20 protein-coding genes are annotated in these 20,239 nt (G+C 37.0%); 5 read left to right on the forward strand and 15 right to left on the reverse strand.

The genetic code is table 11. From position 1 onward, the window contains the following. The first annotated feature begins 25 nt into the window (after positions 1-25). Complete coding sequence (locus tag P4L16_00810; protein ID MDR3623665.1) at positions 26-943, forward strand: YitT family protein; 918 nt, start codon at positions 26-28, stop codon at positions 941-943. On the opposite strand, the gene P4L16_00815 is transcribed toward P4L16_00810, so the two are convergent. The 8 genes from P4L16_00815 to P4L16_00850 form a co-directional block, all read right to left on the reverse strand. Continuing rightward, entirely contained in the window at positions 940-1,530 is a 591-nt protein-coding gene (locus P4L16_00815; GenBank protein ID MDR3623666.1) for a UbiX family flavin prenyltransferase, read from the reverse strand. The genes P4L16_00810 and P4L16_00815 overlap by 4 nt on opposite strands. Continuing rightward, positions 1,518-2,423 (reverse strand): UbiA-like polyprenyltransferase, encoded by a 906-nt coding sequence (locus P4L16_00820; protein MDR3623667.1) that lies wholly within the window; start codon positions 2,421-2,423, stop codon positions 1,518-1,520. The genes P4L16_00815 and P4L16_00820 overlap by 13 nt, the downstream gene beginning before the upstream one ends. Continuing rightward, a complete protein-coding gene (locus P4L16_00825) occupies positions 2,420-2,668 on the reverse strand; it encodes a hypothetical protein (GenBank protein ID MDR3623668.1) in 249 nt (82 codons plus the stop codon). The genes P4L16_00820 and P4L16_00825 overlap by 4 nt, the downstream gene beginning before the upstream one ends. After that, positions 2,665-4,110 (reverse strand): cysteine--tRNA ligase, encoded by a 1,446-nt coding sequence (cysS, locus tag P4L16_00830; protein ID MDR3623669.1) that lies wholly within the window; start codon positions 4,108-4,110, stop codon positions 2,665-2,667. Before cysS ends, P4L16_00825 begins: the two co-directional genes overlap by 4 nt. Before the next feature lie 242 nt (positions 4,111-4,352). Then, complete coding sequence (locus tag P4L16_00835; GenBank protein ID MDR3623670.1) at positions 4,353-5,135, reverse strand: hypothetical protein; 783 nt, start codon at positions 5,133-5,135, stop codon at positions 4,353-4,355. Continuing rightward, positions 5,132-6,631, reverse strand: coding sequence for a hypothetical protein (locus tag P4L16_00840; GenBank protein ID MDR3623671.1), 1,500 nt, complete (start codon positions 6,629-6,631; stop codon positions 5,132-5,134). The genes P4L16_00835 and P4L16_00840 overlap by 4 nt, the downstream gene beginning before the upstream one ends. Positions 6,632-6,654: 23 nt before the next feature. Next, positions 6,655-8,160: a hypothetical protein gene (locus P4L16_00845; GenBank protein MDR3623672.1), complete on the reverse strand. Its 1,506-nt coding sequence runs from the start codon at positions 8,158-8,160 to the stop codon at positions 6,655-6,657. Between the two features lie 50 nt (positions 8,161-8,210). Further along, positions 8,211-10,898: an AMP-binding protein gene (locus P4L16_00850; protein MDR3623673.1), complete on the reverse strand. Its 2,688-nt coding sequence runs from the start codon at positions 10,896-10,898 to the stop codon at positions 8,211-8,213. 86 nt (positions 10,899-10,984) lie between these two features. Between P4L16_00850 and P4L16_00855 the strand changes: the two genes are divergently transcribed. From P4L16_00855 to P4L16_00870, 4 genes are all read left to right on the forward strand, one after another. Beyond that, positions 10,985-11,320, forward strand: coding sequence for a rhodanese-like domain-containing protein (locus tag P4L16_00855; GenBank protein ID MDR3623674.1), 336 nt, complete (start codon positions 10,985-10,987; stop codon positions 11,318-11,320). Further along, on the forward strand, positions 11,317-12,018 hold the full coding sequence (locus P4L16_00860; protein ID MDR3623675.1) for a glycerophosphodiester phosphodiesterase family protein: 702 nt from the start codon (positions 11,317-11,319) through the stop codon (positions 12,016-12,018). The genes P4L16_00855 and P4L16_00860 overlap by 4 nt, the downstream gene beginning before the upstream one ends. Beyond that, positions 12,006-12,308, forward strand: a complete 303-nt coding sequence (locus tag P4L16_00865; protein ID MDR3623676.1) for a Rieske (2Fe-2S) protein — start codon at positions 12,006-12,008, stop codon at positions 12,306-12,308. The genes P4L16_00860 and P4L16_00865 overlap by 13 nt, the downstream gene beginning before the upstream one ends. Positions 12,309-12,372: 64 nt before the next feature. Further along, positions 12,373-12,903 (forward strand): hypothetical protein, encoded by a 531-nt coding sequence (locus tag P4L16_00870; protein MDR3623677.1) that lies wholly within the window; start codon positions 12,373-12,375, stop codon positions 12,901-12,903. Here P4L16_00870 and P4L16_00875 read toward each other — a convergent pair. From P4L16_00875 to aroA, 7 genes are all read right to left on the reverse strand, one after another. Beyond that, the gene (locus P4L16_00875) at positions 12,889-13,362 is read right to left on the reverse strand and encodes a type I restriction enzyme HsdR N-terminal domain-containing protein (GenBank protein ID MDR3623678.1); all 474 of its coding nucleotides are present in this window, start codon (positions 13,360-13,362) and stop codon (positions 12,889-12,891) included. The genes P4L16_00870 and P4L16_00875 overlap by 15 nt on opposite strands. Then, a complete protein-coding gene (gene raiA, locus P4L16_00880; GenBank protein ID MDR3623679.1) occupies positions 13,349-13,969 on the reverse strand; it encodes a ribosome-associated translation inhibitor RaiA in 621 nt (206 codons plus the stop codon). Before raiA ends, P4L16_00875 begins: the two co-directional genes overlap by 14 nt. 90 nt (positions 13,970-14,059) lie before the next feature. Further along, positions 14,060-15,172, reverse strand: coding sequence for a Fic family protein (locus P4L16_00885; GenBank protein ID MDR3623680.1), 1,113 nt, complete (start codon positions 15,170-15,172; stop codon positions 14,060-14,062). Positions 15,173-15,309: 137 nt separating this feature from the next. Further along, positions 15,310-16,758, reverse strand: coding sequence for a shikimate dehydrogenase (aroE, locus tag P4L16_00890; protein MDR3623681.1), 1,449 nt, complete (start codon positions 16,756-16,758; stop codon positions 15,310-15,312). Then, on the reverse strand, positions 16,739-17,839 hold the full coding sequence (gene aroB / locus P4L16_00895) for a 3-dehydroquinate synthase (GenBank protein MDR3623682.1): 1,101 nt from the start codon (positions 17,837-17,839) through the stop codon (positions 16,739-16,741). The genes aroE and aroB overlap by 20 nt, the downstream gene beginning before the upstream one ends. Beyond that, a complete protein-coding gene (gene aroC, locus P4L16_00900) occupies positions 17,836-18,927 on the reverse strand; it encodes a chorismate synthase (protein ID MDR3623683.1) in 1,092 nt (363 codons plus the stop codon). The genes aroB and aroC overlap by 4 nt, the downstream gene beginning before the upstream one ends. A 5-nt stretch (positions 18,928-18,932) precedes the next feature. Beyond that, the gene (gene aroA / locus P4L16_00905; GenBank protein ID MDR3623684.1) at positions 18,933-20,222 is read right to left on the reverse strand and encodes a 3-phosphoshikimate 1-carboxyvinyltransferase; all 1,290 of its coding nucleotides are present in this window, start codon (positions 20,220-20,222) and stop codon (positions 18,933-18,935) included. Positions 20,223-20,239: the final 17 nt, after the last annotated feature.

A 20,239-nucleotide genomic window follows, 5' to 3' on the forward strand; every position in this document is an offset into this window, starting at 1 on the left:
AAGACTAATTTAATCTGGGAGCAGTATGAAATCACATCAGTCATTGCCTCGTTCTTGGATTTTTTATGTTTTTAATTTCTTTTGGCTAGCGCTAGGGGCCTTCCTTGCGGCTGTCGCTGTTAAAGTCTTTTTAGCTCCCAACAACTTAATTGACGGCGGCATAGTAGGTGCCTCTATGATTGGAGCCTATCTATTTGGACCAAAATACCTTTCTTTTTTATATATTGCGCTCAATCTACCTTTCCTTTATCTGGCCTACAAGTTAATTGGAAAGACCTTTGTGATTCAGATGTGCCTTGCAGTTCTTATGTTTGCAGGATTTGCTTTCCTTCTAGAAGATGTCACTCCCTTTCATGGCGAAAGCTTAGAAATCATCTTCCTTGCAGGTGTTGCCCTAGGGGCAGGTAGCGGCCTTGTCATACGCAAGGGAGCCTCATTAGATGGCACAGAAATTCTTGCTATCATCATAAACAGGAAAAGAGGCTTTACTGTCGGTCAAGTCATCTTGTTTATCAACATATTCATATTTGCAGCAGCCGGAATTATCTATCAAGATTGGCATACCGCATTACAGTCCTTAATGATTTATATTGTAGCAAGCAAGGTCATGGATACCGTCATAGTTGGTTTTGAAGAAACAAAATCTGTAATCGTTGTTTCTGCTGAATCAAAGAAAATTGCAGATGCTGTGATGAGCGAACTTGGGATTGGTCTTACAATACTTTATGGGAAGCGTGGTTATTCTCAAAGCGAACAAGAGATTCTCTACATCATTGTAGAGCGCTTGCAACTTGCAGAATTAAAAGAAATTGTCCATAGAGAAGATCTCTCAGCATTTATCGCCGTTGAGAACTTGCACGAGGTAATCAATGGAAGGATCAATGTTTCTCACAAAACTAAGCTCCTAAGAAAACGCCTAAAGCATGAAGCGCTAAAAAGTTAATAACCAGTCCAAACTGGATATAAATCGTGCTTTATACCCAACCCATCAAGAGTTTTTCCTACAACAAAATTTTCTACATCATCTAACGTCTTAGGAAGATTATACCAAGCAGGAACAGGCGGAATAATTACTGCCCCCATACGAGAAAGTGTAAGCATATGCTCTAAATGAATAGAAGATAAGGGTGCCTCTCTTGGAACAATTACAAGAGGCCTTCTTTCTTTTAGAGAAACATCGGCAGCCCTTCTTAAAAGATTATCCGAAAGTCCAATAGCAATGGCTGCAAGAGTTGCCATACTACAAGGAATTACAAGCATACCTCTTACTTTATAAGAACCACTTGCAATGGACGCTCCAAAATTATTAATAGAATGCACAGTAAGGTTTTTTTGTATATCATCATCAAAGCTTTCAATAAACCCAGCACTCGAACCAAACCCTTGACCCATCTCTTGCCTTGCCGTCATAAAAGCTGCTTTTGAAATGACAAGATCTACAAAATAACCAGCTCTTACAACCGCTTGAACTGCTTTATATGCTAATATAATACCAGATGCACCACTTACTCCAATCACTATTCGATCCACAAAATAGCTCCCAATGTAAATACAAACTGGGTAACTGCAATTAAACTGTTACATGTAAAAAAAGCTCTATGCAATCGTTTTAGATTATTTGGTTGTACAATTACATGCTGATAAATAAACAGACAAACCACAATCATAAGGCCTATATAATATAGAAATGTAACCGATGCAGCTATACCTGCTAAAACAAAAAACACAACAGATGCACAATGTAACATACGAGCTATTCGAAGTGAATTAAGTATTCCAAAGCGCGCAGGGATACTGTTTACAGAATGCTCTCTATCAAAATCTATGTCCTGAGTAGCATAAACAATATCCATACCACTTATCCAAAACAATATAGAACTTCCAAGAAAAAGAGGCGTCCACCCAAAAAAGGCATTTTCATGGGTACTAAAACCATAAGAGCCTGTAACTGCCACCCAACCAAGAAAAGGTGCAAAAAACTCGATTAAACCAAGCACAAAATGGCAAAAAAAGGTATAGCGCTTAGTATAAGAATAAAGCCAAAGTAACATGGAAATAATTAATGAAAAAAGTAAACACCATGTATTTAACATAGCGCAAGAAAAGATAAATAATACCAAGCTTATCCAGGCAACACAACCAACTTGCAGCTTTGTAACCTCTCCGGATGGCAAAGAGCGCCCTTTTGTACGAGGATTGAGCGCGTCCATTTCAGAATCAATTAAACGATTAAACGACATACCAGAAGTTCTTGCAGCACTAAATGCTACAAAAATCCAAAACCAAATGCTCCAATTTCCAAAATCAAAATGATTTCTAAAAGAGGCATTTGCAAAGGGCAACAAAGCGCCAATTAATGCCCAAGGAAGCCCAAACAGAGTTTGCTCTATCATAACGAGCTTTTTAAAAGCTTTCCAACTCATTTTTGCCCCAATAAATTTTTAACAAGCTCCTCACCCCTCGACGTAAGTGCAATACTTTTTTCTCCTGTCTTTTTTATGAAGTTTGCCTGCGTTAAAATGTTAACGATAGGCTTTACAACCTTCTCAGAAAGCCCTAATTCAGAGCCTACAGCAAAGCAATCCTTACTATTCAACTGACTACCACTTTTCTTTGCAAGCTCATACAGCTTTAAAATATAATGCTCTTCTTTTGTACGACCATTCATCTAGTCACCCTCTTCAACCTTGCTGTACCTTGCGTATCTTCAATTATGTAACCTCTATCATGGATTTCCTTTCTTAAAGTATCTGATAGAGACCACTCTTTTGCTTTCCTTGCATTTTCTCTTTTAAATAAAAGTTCTTTGATATCTTCTGGGATTTCCTCTTGAGCATCTTGCACAAAAATAACTCCTAAAACCGTATCGCATTGCTTTAACATTTCAAGAATCAATAAGGCCTCTTTTTTTGAAACTTGGTTGCGATCACAAAATACATTTACATCTCTTACAAAATCAAAGAGAGCAGCAAGAGCTTGCGCCATATTTAAGTCATCAGCCAATGCCTTTGCAAAGGCATTTAATGTTTTATTGATCAATACCTGAATATCTACATCTACGTGCTTTTCTTGAGATTCAAGTTCTTTCAGTCTGCCTATAAAGTCATGTAAACGTTGCAGTGAGCCTTTTGCTGCATCAAGACCTGCAAAAGTAAAGTTAAGCTGTATGCGATAATGAGTCTGAAGCAATAAATAACGTATCTGAGTGCTACTATAACCCTTTTTTAAAAGGTCTCTTAAAGTATAAAAATTTCCAAGACTCTTAGACATCTTTTTATGATCGACTAGAAGATGCTCTGAATGCATCCATAGCTTCACAAAAGCATGTCCTGTACATGCCTCAGACTGTGCTATCTCATTTTCATGATGAGGGAAGATATTGTCTACGGCTCCCACATGGATATCAATTGTTTCATCAAGAAGAGAAATTGCCATGGCAGAGCACTCTAAATGCCACCCAGGCCTTCCAGGGCCAAAAGGACTTTGCCAAAACACTTCTCCATCACGTGTTGGGTCATATTTTTTCCAAAGAACAAAGTCTGCAACAGTTTCTTTTTCATACTCATCTGTCGCAATTCGATTGGATGCACCCACTTGCAATTCATCTAAACATAAGTGTGAAAGCTTTCCATATCCTGAAAATTCTTTAATAGCATAATAAACACTTCCATCCAAGCCAATGTAGGCCACTTTTTTTTCTAAAAGCTTTTCAATCATTCGAATCATTTCATTGATATAATCTGTAGCTGCCGGATAAGCCTCTGCAGGAGTAATGCCAAGTGTCTTAATATCTTCAAAAAAAGCTTCTTTAAAAGGCTTTGTATATTCATCTAGTGTAATATTTTTTGCGATAGCCCCTCTTATGGTTTTGTCGTCAACATCTGTAAGATTCATAATTTGGCGCACTTCTAAACCAAAAAACCTCAACGTACGAACCAGAACATCTTCAAAAACATAAGTCCTAAAATTTCCAATATGAGCAAAATCGTACACAGTAGGCCCACATGTATACATCGAAACTTTTCCTGGAATAATGGGAGAAAATTCTTCTTTTTTTCTTGTTTCTGTGTTGTAAAACTTCAATGGAATTTCATAAAAACTACTTTGCATAAAAATGACTACAACCTCTTGTATACATTAGACTTCTTGCGTAATTACATTTGCTTGTTAAAATTGTCTTTTTTGACATCTTTATCGTTAAATTTTTCAACCATATGTTCACATATGGTTGAAAAATTTATCAATAAATCTACTCAAAAAATTTCAATTTTTCTAAGCAAAGCTAATTATGCAAGAAGTCTATTATCACCTAGAGATTCTCATAACTCCAAAATTATGTCTAAAAGAATATTCTACGCTTCTAACTTTTCAATATGTTTATGTATGTACTCACGAAGAGCATAACCTTCTAGGCGCTGCTGAAGCACTTTAAAATTTTCTATAACACTTCTAATATCCAATATCCCAATATCAATATCCATACGAGGACATTGTGCCATATCTTCAGAAGGACTTTTCCAAGAACTCATTTTTTCTTTAAGTAACCCACCTACCTCTAGAGAAATTTTCTTTACTAAAAGATCTATATCCATCTGCTTATTTTCAAAAATAACATTATCTATTAAATCTTCAGCCTCTTTTGTAAGATCCCTTATTCTTACATAAAGTTTTCCCATGTTAGGTTTTGCACTTTTTAAGTTGGACATTACGCCGTAGTAACTTTCTATATCCAAACTTCCCTGCATTTCCCTTTGTAAACGATATATTTCCAGGATTCGTCCAATACAAAGATTACCCTTTTTTATAGCGGCATCATCCAAAACCCATTTTTTTGCAACTGTCATTTTAAAGTACTGCTCAATAAAACAAGAAGTGCTTAAATCCTTTACTCGATCCCATTCATCTGGGGCAAGAAACTTATTTATAACCTCTTTTAAAGCACTAAAACAATCAGAAATTTCTTCTTCCAAAATCTCTTGATTAAGTTTAGTTTGAAGCTTTTCACATTTTGTTTTTTCTTTTTTCAAAAGATAAAAAAAACCTACCTTATCTTTTTCATCGATGGTAATTTTTTTCTTTTTTTTAAAAAAAAGAAATTTATTAAAAGCTTTTTTGAGTAGCTTCATACGATTCATCCGCCCTTTAAATTTGCAGCAATTGCAGACATTAAACCTTTAAGCGTCTGGATAATAGCAGGGCCTGCTTGCATAAACTCCTGCATAAAATTTAGCTGTAATTGTAGCTCTGACTGGTCTGTAGTACTTGTACTTTGAACACTTCCTCCAGCATTTTTTAACGTATTAGAAAAACCATTCAAAGCACTAAATACTGAAGCAAGTTTATCTTTCATACTGAGTTTTACATGACTTCCAACCACTTGAGCACCATCTGAAAGGATTTTTGTAGTAAAAACTATTGCAGGATCATGGTTAATCTCGTACAAGAACTTTATAGCTTTAGTTGCTTGATCAAACTTATTTCTCATCCCATTAACCATGCTAATTAACTTAGGATCAGCAGGGCTTCCGTGTGCCACTCCAGAAAGCTCTATAAGAAAATTTTCCATAGACCCTCTCCAGTGTAGCATACCTTTTAGACCCGAAGATAATCCTTTCCAAAAATTTTGCCAAAGAGTGTATTGTGCCTTTGTAGCAGGAGTTTTTGGAAAATGATGTAATGATGCAGGAAGAATCTTATTGAGTATAGTGACATCCGCCTCTTCCATAGGCCCTAAAAAATTCAAAAAAGCTGCGTTTTTTTGGATATTTTCTTGAAAAACACCTACTTTAGCATAGATCTGCTGCATGGCTTGCCCAAATATCCACTTTTCAATTTCCCCTGCAATACCAGTGTAAGACTGATCATCGGGAACATTTACATCCACCTGCCTTAATACTTTTTCATTTACAGAAACTCCCGACTTATTACTAAGCTCTATTAATGACCCCAAAACACTTCCTGGCTGACTTAACCCCATCTGACTTATCAACTGATTCAAAAATTGTTGCCACGTTTTCCAAACACCCGAATTTGTTGCAATGGGTGAGGTATCTTGGCTGGAAGGAGGTAACTTGATACTCACAATTTTGTTCAATGCACTTGTTAATGGCTCATTTGGGGGTAATTGCTTAATGCCTTGCTCGATTGATGAATAAGTCTTTGTAAAATCACTTTGAAGCTGATTTAATGTTGTCTCTTCTGCTTTGGTAAGAACACTTTGATTCGATCTAGTAGACGTGATCAATTGACTCAACTGACTTTGTAAACTTACAAGAGCAGAAACATGAGGAATAACACCTTCTACAGCATTTGCAAGTGTATCTGCGGCATTTTTTACTACTACAAGCGACTTTTGAGTTCCTATTAAAAAAGGTGCTTTCTGAGTTGTTTCCACATATCCATCAGGAAGCTTTATGGTAGGAATAGGCATTTCCCCTACAGAAGCTTCAGACGTTTTGCGCATTTGAATAAAATCTGTAAGCGTTTGGACGACTGGAGATAAGGCTTCTGCAGCATTTGCGCACATGGCAGCCGTACGGACATCTTCTGAAGACTCTTTTTTTGCTGCTGCTTGCTCTGCTTGAAGTGCAGATGGCTCTACACCCGAAATAGATGGATCATTAATAGACATGTATTAATATCTCATAAATAATTTTATTGCCCCTTCATGTTTTGAGCAATAGCCTTCATCAATTCATTTAATGTCTGTATGATTGTAGGCCCTGCTTGCATAAACTCTTGCATGAAATTCATTTGTAGCTGCAACTGCGACTGATCCGTTGTATTTGTACTTTGAACAGATGCTCCTATATTTTTTAATGACTTTGCAACATTTTGAAATTTACTTGCAAACTTTTCAAATTTTACTCTCATATTCGATTTTAAATTAGTTCCAAGAACATAAGCCATTTCATGCTGCCCTTCTACAGTAACCGTGACCTTTTTCCAGGAAAACAAATACCACACAATTGCATGTCCAGTACGACCAGGCTTTTTTGATGCATCTACATGCTGAAGAAACTTCGATACTGTATTTGCTACCGCATTTAAGTTATTTCTTATCCCATTCACAAGGGATTTTAATTTCTTATTAGGAGGAGGACCATCAGCTACACCACTAAGCTTTAATATGTACTGCGCCATCATGGATCTCCAATGCATAAAACCCGTTCCACGAAGCTCATTACTCAAAACGTTCAATGTATTATAAAAAGCGACCCAAGTTTTAACATGGTCACCCTCTGGTGTTGGAGGCAGGTGAAAATCAAACAAATTAAAAAAGGCTTGATTCTTTTCCTCCATAGGGCCCAAAAGATTTAAAAAAGCAGCATTTTCTGAAATAGAATGCTGGAAAATGGATATCTTATTATCAAGATTATTCATCATACTTCCAAAAATCCATTTTTCAATTTCACCTGCAATACCCGTGTAAGGGACATCGTCCTTTAACTTAGAAAGCTTTAATATATTGCTGGCATCTATACCATTCTTGTTAGCATACTCTTTTATCTCTCCAACTATTTTGGCTATATCTTCTTCTGGGTTATTATTTTTTAAACAAGAGATCCATGCGCTTACACTACTGCCTGCGGCAGGTAATTTTAAGCTATCTACAAATTTATCTATAAAATTTTTAATTGAATCTGTGAGGGGATTTTGCACGTTCATCTGGCCAGATGTATTCTTTAACTGCTCACTTATTTCAATAAATTCCGATGTCAAAGACTTAAACTGCGCCTCTTGCGTAGGTGACAAAGTACTTACATTTTGTACTTCACTTAAAAATTTAGAGAGCTGTGCATAAACGGTAAGAAGCTTCGACATATCAGAAAATGTTGCTGATATGTCTACATGAGCAACTGCGCTAATTGAACTTTGAACAGATGTTATCTCAGCAGGAGAAAAAACCTGCTTTGTTCCACTTAAATTAGCAGATGCCACCTCAGGAACTACCCCTGTTGCAGATGCGCCACCCACTTTTTGATTATATGCTGTTACTAAAGTATCTTCTATCTTAGACAAACCACTTATGGCAGATGCAATCATTGCTCCTGTTCGGCAATCACCTTGTGTTACCTCTAAGCCTTTTTGTGCCTCTTTATTAACTTGAATCTCTTGGGGCTCTTGCTGATTACTACTTTCATTAATGGGCGCAGACATAAGACTTCTCTATACATTAGGATAATCCCTATCATATAAAAAATTTCTTTCTACGCCAGCCCTTTTTGTAGCTCTCGATAGTTAACTTTTCCAGTACCAAGTAAAGGCATTGTGCCAATTTGCTTTATTTGACTAATTTTAATGAGAGAAGAAAACTGAGCCTTTCGTAAAATTTCATTTACTTCATTAACAAGGATGGGAAAAGTTACAAAGAGAACAAGTTCAGCTCTCAAATCCTCCTGCTCTTTTGCACAAAGTGCAAGAGGTACAGACTCTTCTGAAGAGCTCACAAATTTGTCTTGCAAAGCATGCAACAAAGTCTCTTCTATACTCAAAAGATTCACCATCTCCCCTCCCATTTTAACAAAGCGCTTTAATCTGCCAGATAAAATAAGAGAGCCATTTTCTGTCAAATACCCCAAATCCCCTGTTACATACCATTTTTTTCCATCTACTTCTACAAAGGGAGAAGGTAAACTTTTTTGCCAATAACCATTAAAAATACCAGGCCCTCTTGCAAGAATAAGTCCCTCTTTTTGTACACTCAATGGAGCATGCGTATTTAGATCTACAATCAATAGCTCTGTTCCTAAAAGAGGAGTTCCAACACCCAAGTCTTGCTTGTCTGGGCGAGTAAGTGTTAAAATGGGGGAGCACTCTGTAATTCCATAACCTTCCAACAACAAAACGCAATGATCCATTTTTTTTACAGCATCAAATAAGGACTGCGGGGCCTTTTCAGCGCCCGTTACCATCAACTTAAGCGTTGCAAGCTCCTTTTTTGTTGCCTTCTTCAACAATGCATTTAAAAATGTAGGTGCTGAACATACAACACTTGCAAGATAGCGATACATACCCTTTGCCAGACGAAGAGAATCTGTAGGATCTGGCATAAATGCAACGCGCAAACCCACAAAAAAAGGCAATATACCAGTCACTACAAACCCAAAAGAGTGAAAAGGCGGCAAAAAACTATAAAATACATCTTGCGTGCTCATCATTGAGGCAATACAAGAAAACGCAGACCTCTGGTTGCTTAAAATGTTTTGATGCGTAAGAGGAACTCCCTTAGGAGTACTTTCTGTGCCACTTGTAAACAAAAGAACTGCTGGCTTATTTTCAATAGATGAATCAATACTAAACTCTCGAAGAAGCGATTGTGTTTTTTTCTTTGCCAAAAGCCAAGCCATTATCTTTTTTGTAAAAGTAAACCGTTTACGCATATGCTCTAATGAAATAAAAAGATGATCTATCCCCTCGACATCCATCATTTTTGCTTGAGTCAAAAACTTGTGAGAAGTCAAAATGACTTCTATTTTAGAAGCATTTACAATCTCTTTTAAATTTTTAGCTCCTATAGTCCAATTCAGCATGACAGGAGTTTTTTTTGCCAAAAGCGTTGCAAAGACAAGCAATATACCAGCAGTTGTTGCCGGCATCAAAATTCCAACCTCTTCGCCTGGAAGTTTTTTAATTTCTAATGCCAAAAGAATAGCAGCAACTTTTACTTGGAAATATGTAAGAGGGCCACTGACATCATCTGCAACAGCATAATCCTTTTCTCTTCCCTCAATTGAGCGCAAAAACACCTCTTGCAACGTATTTCCAATAGCAAATTCAGGTAAAACCCTTTTCTTTTCATCTGGCCATACAACACCTTGTAAATCATTATCCATTGGCTCTTGAGTATCTATACTAGAAGCCATCCACATAGCATCTAAAACGCACACTAAATCTGCCGGATGCACATTCTTTACAGAATAAACATCATCTAAAAAAGTGATTAATTCAATGACATCTAATGAATCCATTCCAAGATCCTTTGAAAGATCAAGACCTGCTGTTATACCAGATGCAGGCCTTTTACAAATTCGAGAGATTTCATTAATGATACCCTCTTGTATAGACTTTGAAATATCCTTTAACGTGCGCTCATTCTTATCTTTTTTAATTTCTATTTTTGGCGCTTTTTGTGACCAAAAATAGTCTTGTACTAAATAAAGAGGCTCTCCTTTCTCATCAAAAGGCGCATTATACCACCTCTCTAAATAGGCATTGAGCTCCATCTTAGATCCTCTTCTTGGAAAATCAATAGGAGCAGGAACTATTTCTACAAGCACTTTTCTCTTGGGAAGAAAAAATATTCCATTTTTTAAAATCTTCTTCAAACTACTAAGAAGAGTTTTTCCAAGGTCTGGAGATGATCCTGTCAAAGCTTTGGAGAATGAACTACCCCAAAGACCACTTGTTCGAATCAAAAAAACTTTTACACCCAAAGCCTCTGCCAAGATCTGATGCACACCTGATGCCCCTCCAATATCTTCTAGGCCACTATTTTTGAGTTTTCCAGAAGGATAGATAAGCAAATTACTTCCCTCATTCAAGCGATGCGTAATCTCTTTAATCGCCCTTTTTGCAAGCAAGGAAGTATACTCATTACCACCAAAATCTGAATTAGGTATCTCCAAGCATCCAATTTGTCGTAAAATGGGTCCTATTATAGGTACCTGAAACATATTATTGGCTACAAGAGGCGTTAGTAAAAAATCTTTATTCAAAAGTGTCAGTAAAATCGCAGGGTCCAATTCAGATGTATGGTTAGGTAAAAAAATAATGCTTTTTCTCTCTTGACAGCTCATACCTCGAAGAGCTTCCATTCCTCTAACTTCTACTTTATAGCGAAGTAGCAAGGCTATCTTTGTAAAAATGCGCCAAAACTCAGCCCTAATTTTTCCCATAATTCCTCATCTTTTGGATGCAGATTGTATACCATTGAGAAATTATTTAGAATCAACTATACATATCCCAAAAATTAAGGATTCTTATGAACACAAATATACATACCATCGAACCAAACACTCTCAAAGGGTGGCTAGATGCCAAAAAAGCACTTCTTATTGACGTACGAGAAGCAAGCGAATACAATGCAGAACATATTCCAGGAAGTATTCACCTACCTCTTTCCACCTTTAATCCAAACGATATTGTCAATAAAGAGAATAAAATGATTATATTTCAATGCAGACTTGGTAGACGCTCTTTAGATGCTGCTACAAAATTTTCTTCTTCTACAAATCAAGAAACCTACTCTCTCCTTGGAGGCATTGTTGCATGGAAAGAATCAGGATTTTCAACAACCTCTTCACAAGATACTCTATGAATACTCCCTTGCTAATCGCTCACAGAGGAGCATCTAAAGAAGCTCCAGAAAACACACTTGTAAGTATTCAAAAAGCGCTTTCTTTAGGATCAGATCTTATCGAATGTGATATACATTGCTCTAAAGATTTAATACCTGTTGTCATCCATGATTCTACAATAAAACGCACAACAAATGCAAAAAAACAAGCTCAGGTCTCCTCCTTATCCCTTAAAGAGCTTAAAATGTTAGATGCTGGCTCCTGGTTCTCTTCAGACTTCAAAGATGAAAGAATTCCTACTCTAGAAGAGGTCTTAGAACTTACAACTAAACTTATCATTGAGGTGAAAATTTCAAAACCCAATGATTTTTTAATCCTAAATCCTCTTTTATCTTTATTAAAAAAACACCCAGGATCACTTGTAGGAAGCTTTTCTCATGAATTTTTACAAGAAGTAAAAAAAACAGACCCAAACATATGCTTAGTTGGTATTGCAGATACAATCCCTTCTTTAAAAAAGCATCTATCTCTTGGTATTAAGATCATTTCTTTAAAAGAAAGCCTCGTTACAGAAAAGCTTGTGCATTCACTAAAACAATCAGACATCATACTCTTTACCTGGACTGTAGATGATAAATCTCGTTTTTCTACCCTTGCAAGCTACGGTGTTGATGGAATTATTACTAATAACCCAAAGCTCAGACTATGCTTAAGATAGCCAAAACATACCACCTTTTGCCAGGCAAATCCATCTCTGTTGATCTTCCAAACGGCAAAGTAATTGCTCTTTTCAATATAGATGGCATATTTTATGCCATCGACAACTTTTGCCCTCACAAAGGTGCTCCACTTGCAGAAGGCAAATTACAAGAATGCCAGATTTCTTGCCCTTGGCACAACTGGAAGTTCGATGTGACAACTGGAAAATCTATCAATCAAGAAGGTGAATGCGTAAAAACCTACCCTCTAACTATCAAAGGAGATGATATTTATATTCCCATAAAATGAATATTTACATATTACGTTACTTATACTAGACTTAAGATTTTAGACCTAAATATGGAATTATTATATGCAAAAGTTTTTGAAAATCGTTTGTCTTGCGCTACTTATTTGCTTTAGCAGCATGCTCTATTCTCAAGCTATAAATGACCTGCAAAATGTAGCGAACAATATATATCTATCTGGAACGACGCAACAGCAAAACCTTCTGAATTTATGGTCTTCAATAGGAACTACGCTTTCTCCTTATCAAAGCCAGCAGAATGCTAACGACTTGGATACATTTGCATCGCAAGTGTTTTATCTGGGGGGAAATGAAACAAGTAGCCCTCAAGAATTAAGTACAGCTACAAACATTCTTCAATCTGTTTCTAACCAAGTGTCTTCTCCCTCCGCAAATATACAAGATGTGATTAACACATTAGGCCCACTGGCTGCAAAACAAACTAAAAACTTTACAACCAATACAGTTACAGCTCAATGGTTACAGGAAAGTTTTACTAAGATGCAACAGCCTATCATCTCCAGTTCCTTAGTACCTCAAACTGGACCCATAATACCAAAATCTAATGGTGTAATCAAGAGCTTAAGCTCCCAATAGACTTGAACATAACGCTTGAAAGGAGGGAATGTAATCAATCCAGACATACCCCTTCTTTTCTATTTCATACCAGCCAAAAAAGAGTTCCGATGAACCCGCTAAAAGCACATAAGGCGCCTTTACATAATAATTATATCCAATAAGCTGACGCTTCATAGTAACATTTAAAGCGATAGCCTTACATTCAACCAAGAGCAAAGGATACACGTTATGGTTTGGGTGAATATTTTTTGCAAAGCATAAAAGATCGATACGTCTCTTAGGAGCAGACCTTCTCTCTTCAAGAGTCAGGTACGCCAAAGTAGCAATTGCCTTTTCCACAGCAATCAGCTCTTTTGGGAAAAAGAGCTCATTCACTAGGTGATGAATGAGCTTTTGACGAACAATTTCTTCTGGTGTTGCAGCAACTCTTTCTTGCCGAATGGGATCGAAAAGGCTCTTACTATCAAACGGGTTCAATAACACCAAAATTACCATCTGACATACGATAAATTACTTTCAGCTTACGATCTTCTTCTGCAATATAGATTAAAAACACATCTTTAGAAAGTTCCATTTTCATGATAGCTTCGCTGCGGGTTAATGTTTTTAAAGGATGCTTTTCCTTTCTTACAATAGAGTGTAGCGAATATTTTTCAGCTTCACATTTTGCATTTTCTGCATCAATTTCATCATTTATCTCATCTTCGAGGCTCTTATAAACCGTGACATCTACCTCTGAAATAGATGCTCCTCTCAACTGATGATCTCGTATTTTATCTTTATACTTCTTGACCTGTGATTGAAGCCTATCTACTGCCTTGTCTATTGCAGGATACATCTCATTACAATTTGCATGCACCTTGATCTTAAAATGGTTAAATTTTAAAGCGATATCAACACGGTGCTCCAACTTCTGAATCTCTAATGTTACAAGCACATCAATAATATTGTGTGAAAGGCGCTCAATTTTACTGAGCTTTTCTAATATATAATCCTTCATCGAGTCTGTTACATGAAGATGACGCCCTTGTACAGAGATATTGTACTCATTTACCGCTTCTGATTCTCTCGCTTTCTGACTCATATAAACCCCTAATTCTTAAATCGTTACAAAATAAATCCCTTTATCATCTACAATACAGATGCCCAAACCTCGAGTCTAATCTGATACCCTCTATTTTTCCACAGAAAATTTTAAAGTACTAGCAAGAGAATAACTCGTGCTGCGCCCACCCTCTGAATTTTTAACAAGAATCCCAAGGTTAATAAGATCAAGAATATCCCTATGAGCGGTATCCTGAGAACACTTTGTCATTTTAGCCCATTTTGACGAAGTTAATTTGCCATAAAAGCCATCTAATATTCGATTAATCATTTTCTTTTGTCTCTCATTTAAAGAAACTGTTGCAAGCGATTCCCAAAAATGTGCTTTATTTATAATCTTATCAAAAGTTGCTAAAGCACTCTCTATTGCCCTTTCAAGGCAACAAAAAAACCATTCAATCCAAGATGTAACATCTAATTGCCCCTTTTGAGTTTGCTCTAAAATGGTATAGTATTTTTTTCTTTCGATTTGAATTTGCGCAGATAGACTATAAAAACGATGAGGGCTTTTTTCAGAACGCGCTAATATTAAATCAGCAATTGCACGTCCAATACGACCATTTCCATCATCAAAGGGATGAATAGTAACAAACCACAAATGAGCAAGTGCCGCCTTTAAAACTAAATCCATAGCTGCTTCATGATTCAACCAGTCCAAAAATACTTTCATTTCCAAGTCAACCTTTTCAGCAGATGGAGCCTCAAAATGAACAGTCTCTTTTCCCATTTGGCCAGACACTACCTGCACAGATCCTAAACGCCATGCCCCGACTCGAATCTTGGAAAGACTGCTTTGCTGAAATGGGAATAAAGACGTGTGCCAACTTAGTAATCTTTCTTTAGTAAGGGGCTGATCATACTTTTGAGTTGCATCCAACATCATTTCAACAATGCCATCCACATTTCTATCAATGCGATCAAGAGCTGCAGTATCCATGCCAAGATGTCTGGCAACAGATGAGCGTACTAGTGATTGATCTAAAATTTCGCCCTCAATTTCACTGGATTTAACAACATCTTGCGTCAATGTTTGTAAAATAGTTTCTTTGCGAACATGAAAACCTATTGATTCCATTCCCCCTACCAAGCGGCCTTGTTGATGGCGTAACTGAGCAAGTAAATCAATAATTTTATCCTGATTCCAAAAAAAATTTGGCCAATTTTCACGCTCATGTATGTACATGAATATAAACCCTCTAATTTTTTAGAAAATTATTTTTACAACTTTCTGTCATAATAACACTTAATCTCCGCACGAGCAACAAGAATCTCCGCAAAAATGCGGAGATTAAGGGAATTATTCTCCGCATAAACACATTATTATTTTAATAATTCAAGAAGCTTTTCTCTAAGAATAGATCTTATGTCCTGCTTAAGAGCGCTCTCTTTAAACCAAAGCTTAAATTGATGAACTGCTTGCTCTAAAAACATCTCAAAACCATAGACAATAAGACAATTTCTCTTTTTTGCTTCTTCTAATAAAGAACTATTCATAAGCCTTGTTTTAATATCCATTACAATGGATCCAGGAGCAACATATTCTAGATTAATTGGCTCTTCAATAGGAGTAGAATTAATTAAAACATCATAGCCTTGTAAAAAACACTCCTGCATCTTTTCTAAGCCCCCACCATTGCAATGTAAACTCTTGGCTAAATGAATAGCCTTTGCAGCGTCTCTATTTAAAATAGTAACAAGTGCGCCCCTTTTACATGCCTCATAAGCAATTGCCTTTGCAGCGCCGCCAGCACCTATTATAACAACTTCTTTCCCTTTAACAGGTCTATGTAACTCTATTGCATTCAAAGCGCCTAAACTATCTGTATTAAAGCCCAAAATAGATCTTTGGTCGAATACAAGAGTATTAACAGCTCCAATTGACATAGCTTCTGAATCTATTTTATCAAGATACTGCATGACATGCTCTTTTAAAGGCATAGTAACGCTTAAACCACCCAATGGAAGCTCTCTTATAAGCTGAAAAAATTCTTCCAACTCTTCTGATTTCACTAGCATTTTTACATACACTGCATCAAAAGAGGCTCTTTGCATCAGATCATTATGCGTTATATCACTTAAGCTCTTGTCAACGGGATTGCCTATCAGAGCAAAAATCTTTGAATGCGAAGAAAGCTCTTTATAGTGATATTTGCACTTTAACTCTTCTATAGTCAATTGTCCAGGAGCCGTTCGCAGATCCTCAGCTAAACAAGCATAAGTAATTGGACTTCCTATGATGGGAGCCACAATTCTACTTGGTACACCCAAAAGGCCCATACTGCTTAAAATAACATTAGAAGAGCCCTTTGCAAGAGATAAAGCCCTTAACATATCTATAGTGCTATTTGCAAAGACTGCAATTTTGTAAAAAAATGCAGGCGTCTTTAACATTTCATGATAAATTTCTTTCAAACTCTTTGGGGTCTTCTCAAAATCATGAAATGAATAAATAAGGCGAACTTCTGGATATTCGCTTGCTACTTTAAGAACAAATTCCCTTGGAACATGGCTTTCAATGTCTAAGTAGGCAGGCTTTAGTGCTGCTAATTGTAAAAGGCATTGCAACCTTTTCTCCTCAGATTCAAAATGCCTTAATGTAAAAATCATCGGGATGGCAAAAGCATTTTTTAAGTCCTGTACAGCAGATATGCTAAAATCCTCAAAAGAGCTTAAATATAGCTCTACCAAATCAGCACCAGACTCTATTGCCTTTTCAATCTGCACATACCCTAGCGCAAAGCTTGGTCCTTTAATAACAACACAAATCATCAATCATCCACTCTATCGTCTTTTTTAAAACTAATTCATCTACAGAAGAACAATAAGCGCCAGATGCACTTAAAGGCTCTGCTACCTCTTTAAGCAATGTAAAGCGAGGTTTTCCCTTAAGCGATTTCTTATCCAAAATCATAGCATTTAATACCTCCATACAATCATATTTTTTTGGCAACCAAAGAGGAAGACCATATTGCTTAAAAATGGCTCGAATCATATCAAAAGTTCCTTTTTGCATCATACCCAGTTGCATCGATAAATAGCTTTCTGTAAGAATACCTATTGCCACAGCTTCACCATGAGAAATTGAAAACTTAGTTATTAGTTCAAGCGCATGTCCTACGGTATGTCCAAAATTTAAAAGATTACGAATACCACCCTCTTTTGCATCTCTTTCGACAATTTCTACTTTGATTGCAATACTTGCTGGAATTATCCTTTCAAGAACATCTAGGTCACATTCTAAAACCTCTTTTGAACTTTTTTGAAGATCCAAAAAATGCTCTTTATTAGCAATCAATCCATGCTTAATCATTTCTACAACACCACTTCTAAGCTGCACTAAAGGCAATGTTTTAAGAAATGACAATTGAATAATTACCCTATTTGGCGAACAAATTGCACCCACCAAATTCTTACCATAAGGAACATTAACCCCCGACTTACCACCAATAGATGCATCTACCATGCCCAGTAGCGTTGTTGGCATGATTACAAAAGGAATGCCTCTACAATACGTTGCAGCTAAAAACCCTCCTATATCGCTAACAACCCCGCCACCTAGGGCAATAAGACATGTATCTCTTCCAAGATCTTTTTCAAACATCTGATTTTCAAGCAGCTCTTTAGTCTGCCTTGTCTTATTTTCTTCCCCTGCAGGAAATGAAAGTAGCTCTACTTCTAAACCCATTGACATGAGCTTTTGTTGTATGGATTTTCCATGCGTTATAGCAACAAGGTTATCTGTAACAATAACAAACTTGCTTCCCAAGCCTTTAACTGCATTCAAATCAGATTCTCTCTTAATTTCTATTTCATAAGATGATAATGCAGCTTTAACATGACATACAATCATAGGCGCGCACTCCTATTTAGAAGCATACAATCAGCAAGGACAAGTGCCACCATTGCCTCAACCACAGGAACTGCTCGAATGGCTATGCAAGGATCATGTCTTGAGCCCATAGGAAGCTCAAAATCTCTCTTTTCTCCATCTACATTCAATGTCACCTGTTTTTTTTGAATACTGGATGTAGGCTTAAAAGCAACGCGCCCAAAGACAGGCATACCATTAGAAATCCCTCCTAAAGTACCACCAGAAAAATTAGTTTCTGTTACAACTTTTCCAAAATCATTTATAAAACGATCATTGTGACTTGAGCCTTTCATTGTAGCTGATGTAAAACCAGATCCCATTTCAAAGCCCTTTGTTGCAGGAAGACTCATCATTGCTAAGCTAAGCTTTGCTTCTAGCTTTTCGTAAATGGGATCTCCAAGGCCCGTTGGAACATTAGATGCTATAAACTCCACAATACCACCAAGAGAGTCCCCTTCTTGCTTTGCTTGATCTATCAATAAAATCATATCTTCTTCTGCTCGCTTATCAGGACAAAAAAGAGCACTACTATAAATTGCTTTTCTCAAACAAGAAATATCTACTATATCATTCAATACTACGGTACTTCCCACTTGGCTTAAAAAGGCTATTACTTCTATCCCAAAATGCAAAAGTATTTTTTTGGCAACACATCCAGCAGCAACTCTACAAGCAGTCTCCCTTCCAGACGCCCTTCCACCGCCTCTATAATCAAAAATGCCATATTTTTCTAGGTAAGTAAAATTTGCATGCCCTGGGCGAAGCAGATCCTTGATAGGTACATATTTACTAGAATCAACATCTTTGTTAGGAATAATAATGCTAATGGGACAACCCGTTGTGACTCCCTCAAATACCCCCGATAAAATCTCAGCATGATCTTTTTCTTTCCTTGGAGAAGTGTAAGGGCTTTGTCCAGGAGCCCTCAATAACAAAGCTGCATTAATTTCGCTATCATTTAGGCTTAAACCTGCAGGACAGCCATCAATTACAACGCCTATCGCCTTACCATGAGATTCTCCCCACGTTGTTATTCTAAAAATTGTTCCAAATGAATTACTTGCCATAAAATCTATAAAACCTCCTCAATATTGGCATGAATGGCTTTAAAGCTTTCACAAAAAGATGGATATGTCTTTGCAACGCACTCTATAGGACTAATTTTACTCTCACTTTCAGCTCCCATTCCTGCCACCGCCAAAGACATTACCATGCGATGGTCATTATAAGAATGCAAATGAGATGAACCCTTAAGCGTGCTTTCAGCAATTTTCAAACCATCTTCTTCCTCAAAAATATGAGCTCCCATCTTTTTAAGCTCCGTTGCAATAGCATGGATACGATCACACTCTTTATCTCTTGCAACCTTGGCATTTGTTATATGTGTAACACCTTCTGCAAAGCAGGCAACAACGGCTAATATCGTAATTCCATCTATAAAATCATTAACGTCTACCGTAATACCAGAAAGTTTATCTCCTTTTTTTACATGGAGGACTTTATTCTTCTCATCTACTACGATATTAGCCCCCATTCTTATAAAAACATTGATCAATTCCTTGTCCCCTTGAACATCGCTCATATCTATATTTTGAAGCGTAATTTCTGAATTTGTTACAAGGGCCGCAGCAACGGGAAATGCGGCAGAGCTAAAATCACTGGGCACTGTATACTGAAATCCCTGATAATGCGCCTTTCCAAATAATTGATACTTTTCAAATCCGTATGCCTCAAACGGTATTTTTAAGCGTTTTAACCAATCCAGAGTGAGAGTCACCCAAGGCTTTTCTCCAGGATCTTTGACTTCTATAGTAATAGGACAACTTGCAAATGCTGCTGCTATAATTAGCGCTGAAACTGGCTGAGAGTCTCTTCCACAAATGAGGGCTTTTTTTAAGTGTATGGGTCCCTGAATGATTATAGGAGCATATCCATCATTCTTTGTAGACAGTGCTTTTGCTCCCAATTGCTCAATCCCGTTAAGTAAATCTTTCATAGGCCTTTGATGCCGTATAGAATGATCTCCAGTAATGACAACGGGGTATGTCGAAAGAGCTGCAATGGCTGCGCAAAAGCGCAAAACAATTCCAGAATTCCCAGCATTAATAACATCTTCTGCAAAAGTTATCTTTCCAGATACTCCCTCAACTTCCATGCGTTCTGAAAAAATGGTAATTTTAGCTCCAAGCAAACAAAGAGCACTGCACATAGAAGAGGTATCTGGAGATGGAAGATAGTTATAAATCACACTCTTACCGCATCCAAGACCTGCAAACAAAACAGCTCGCAAAGTATGGGACTTTGATGCAGGCACATGTACACTGCCTTCTAAAGAAGATTTTTTTACAAGATACTTTTTCATACGACATACATTAAAGC

This window comes from Chlamydiales bacterium (genome assembly GCA_031292375.1).
Lineage (GTDB): Bacteria > Chlamydiota > Chlamydiia > Chlamydiales > VFKH01 > JARLHF01.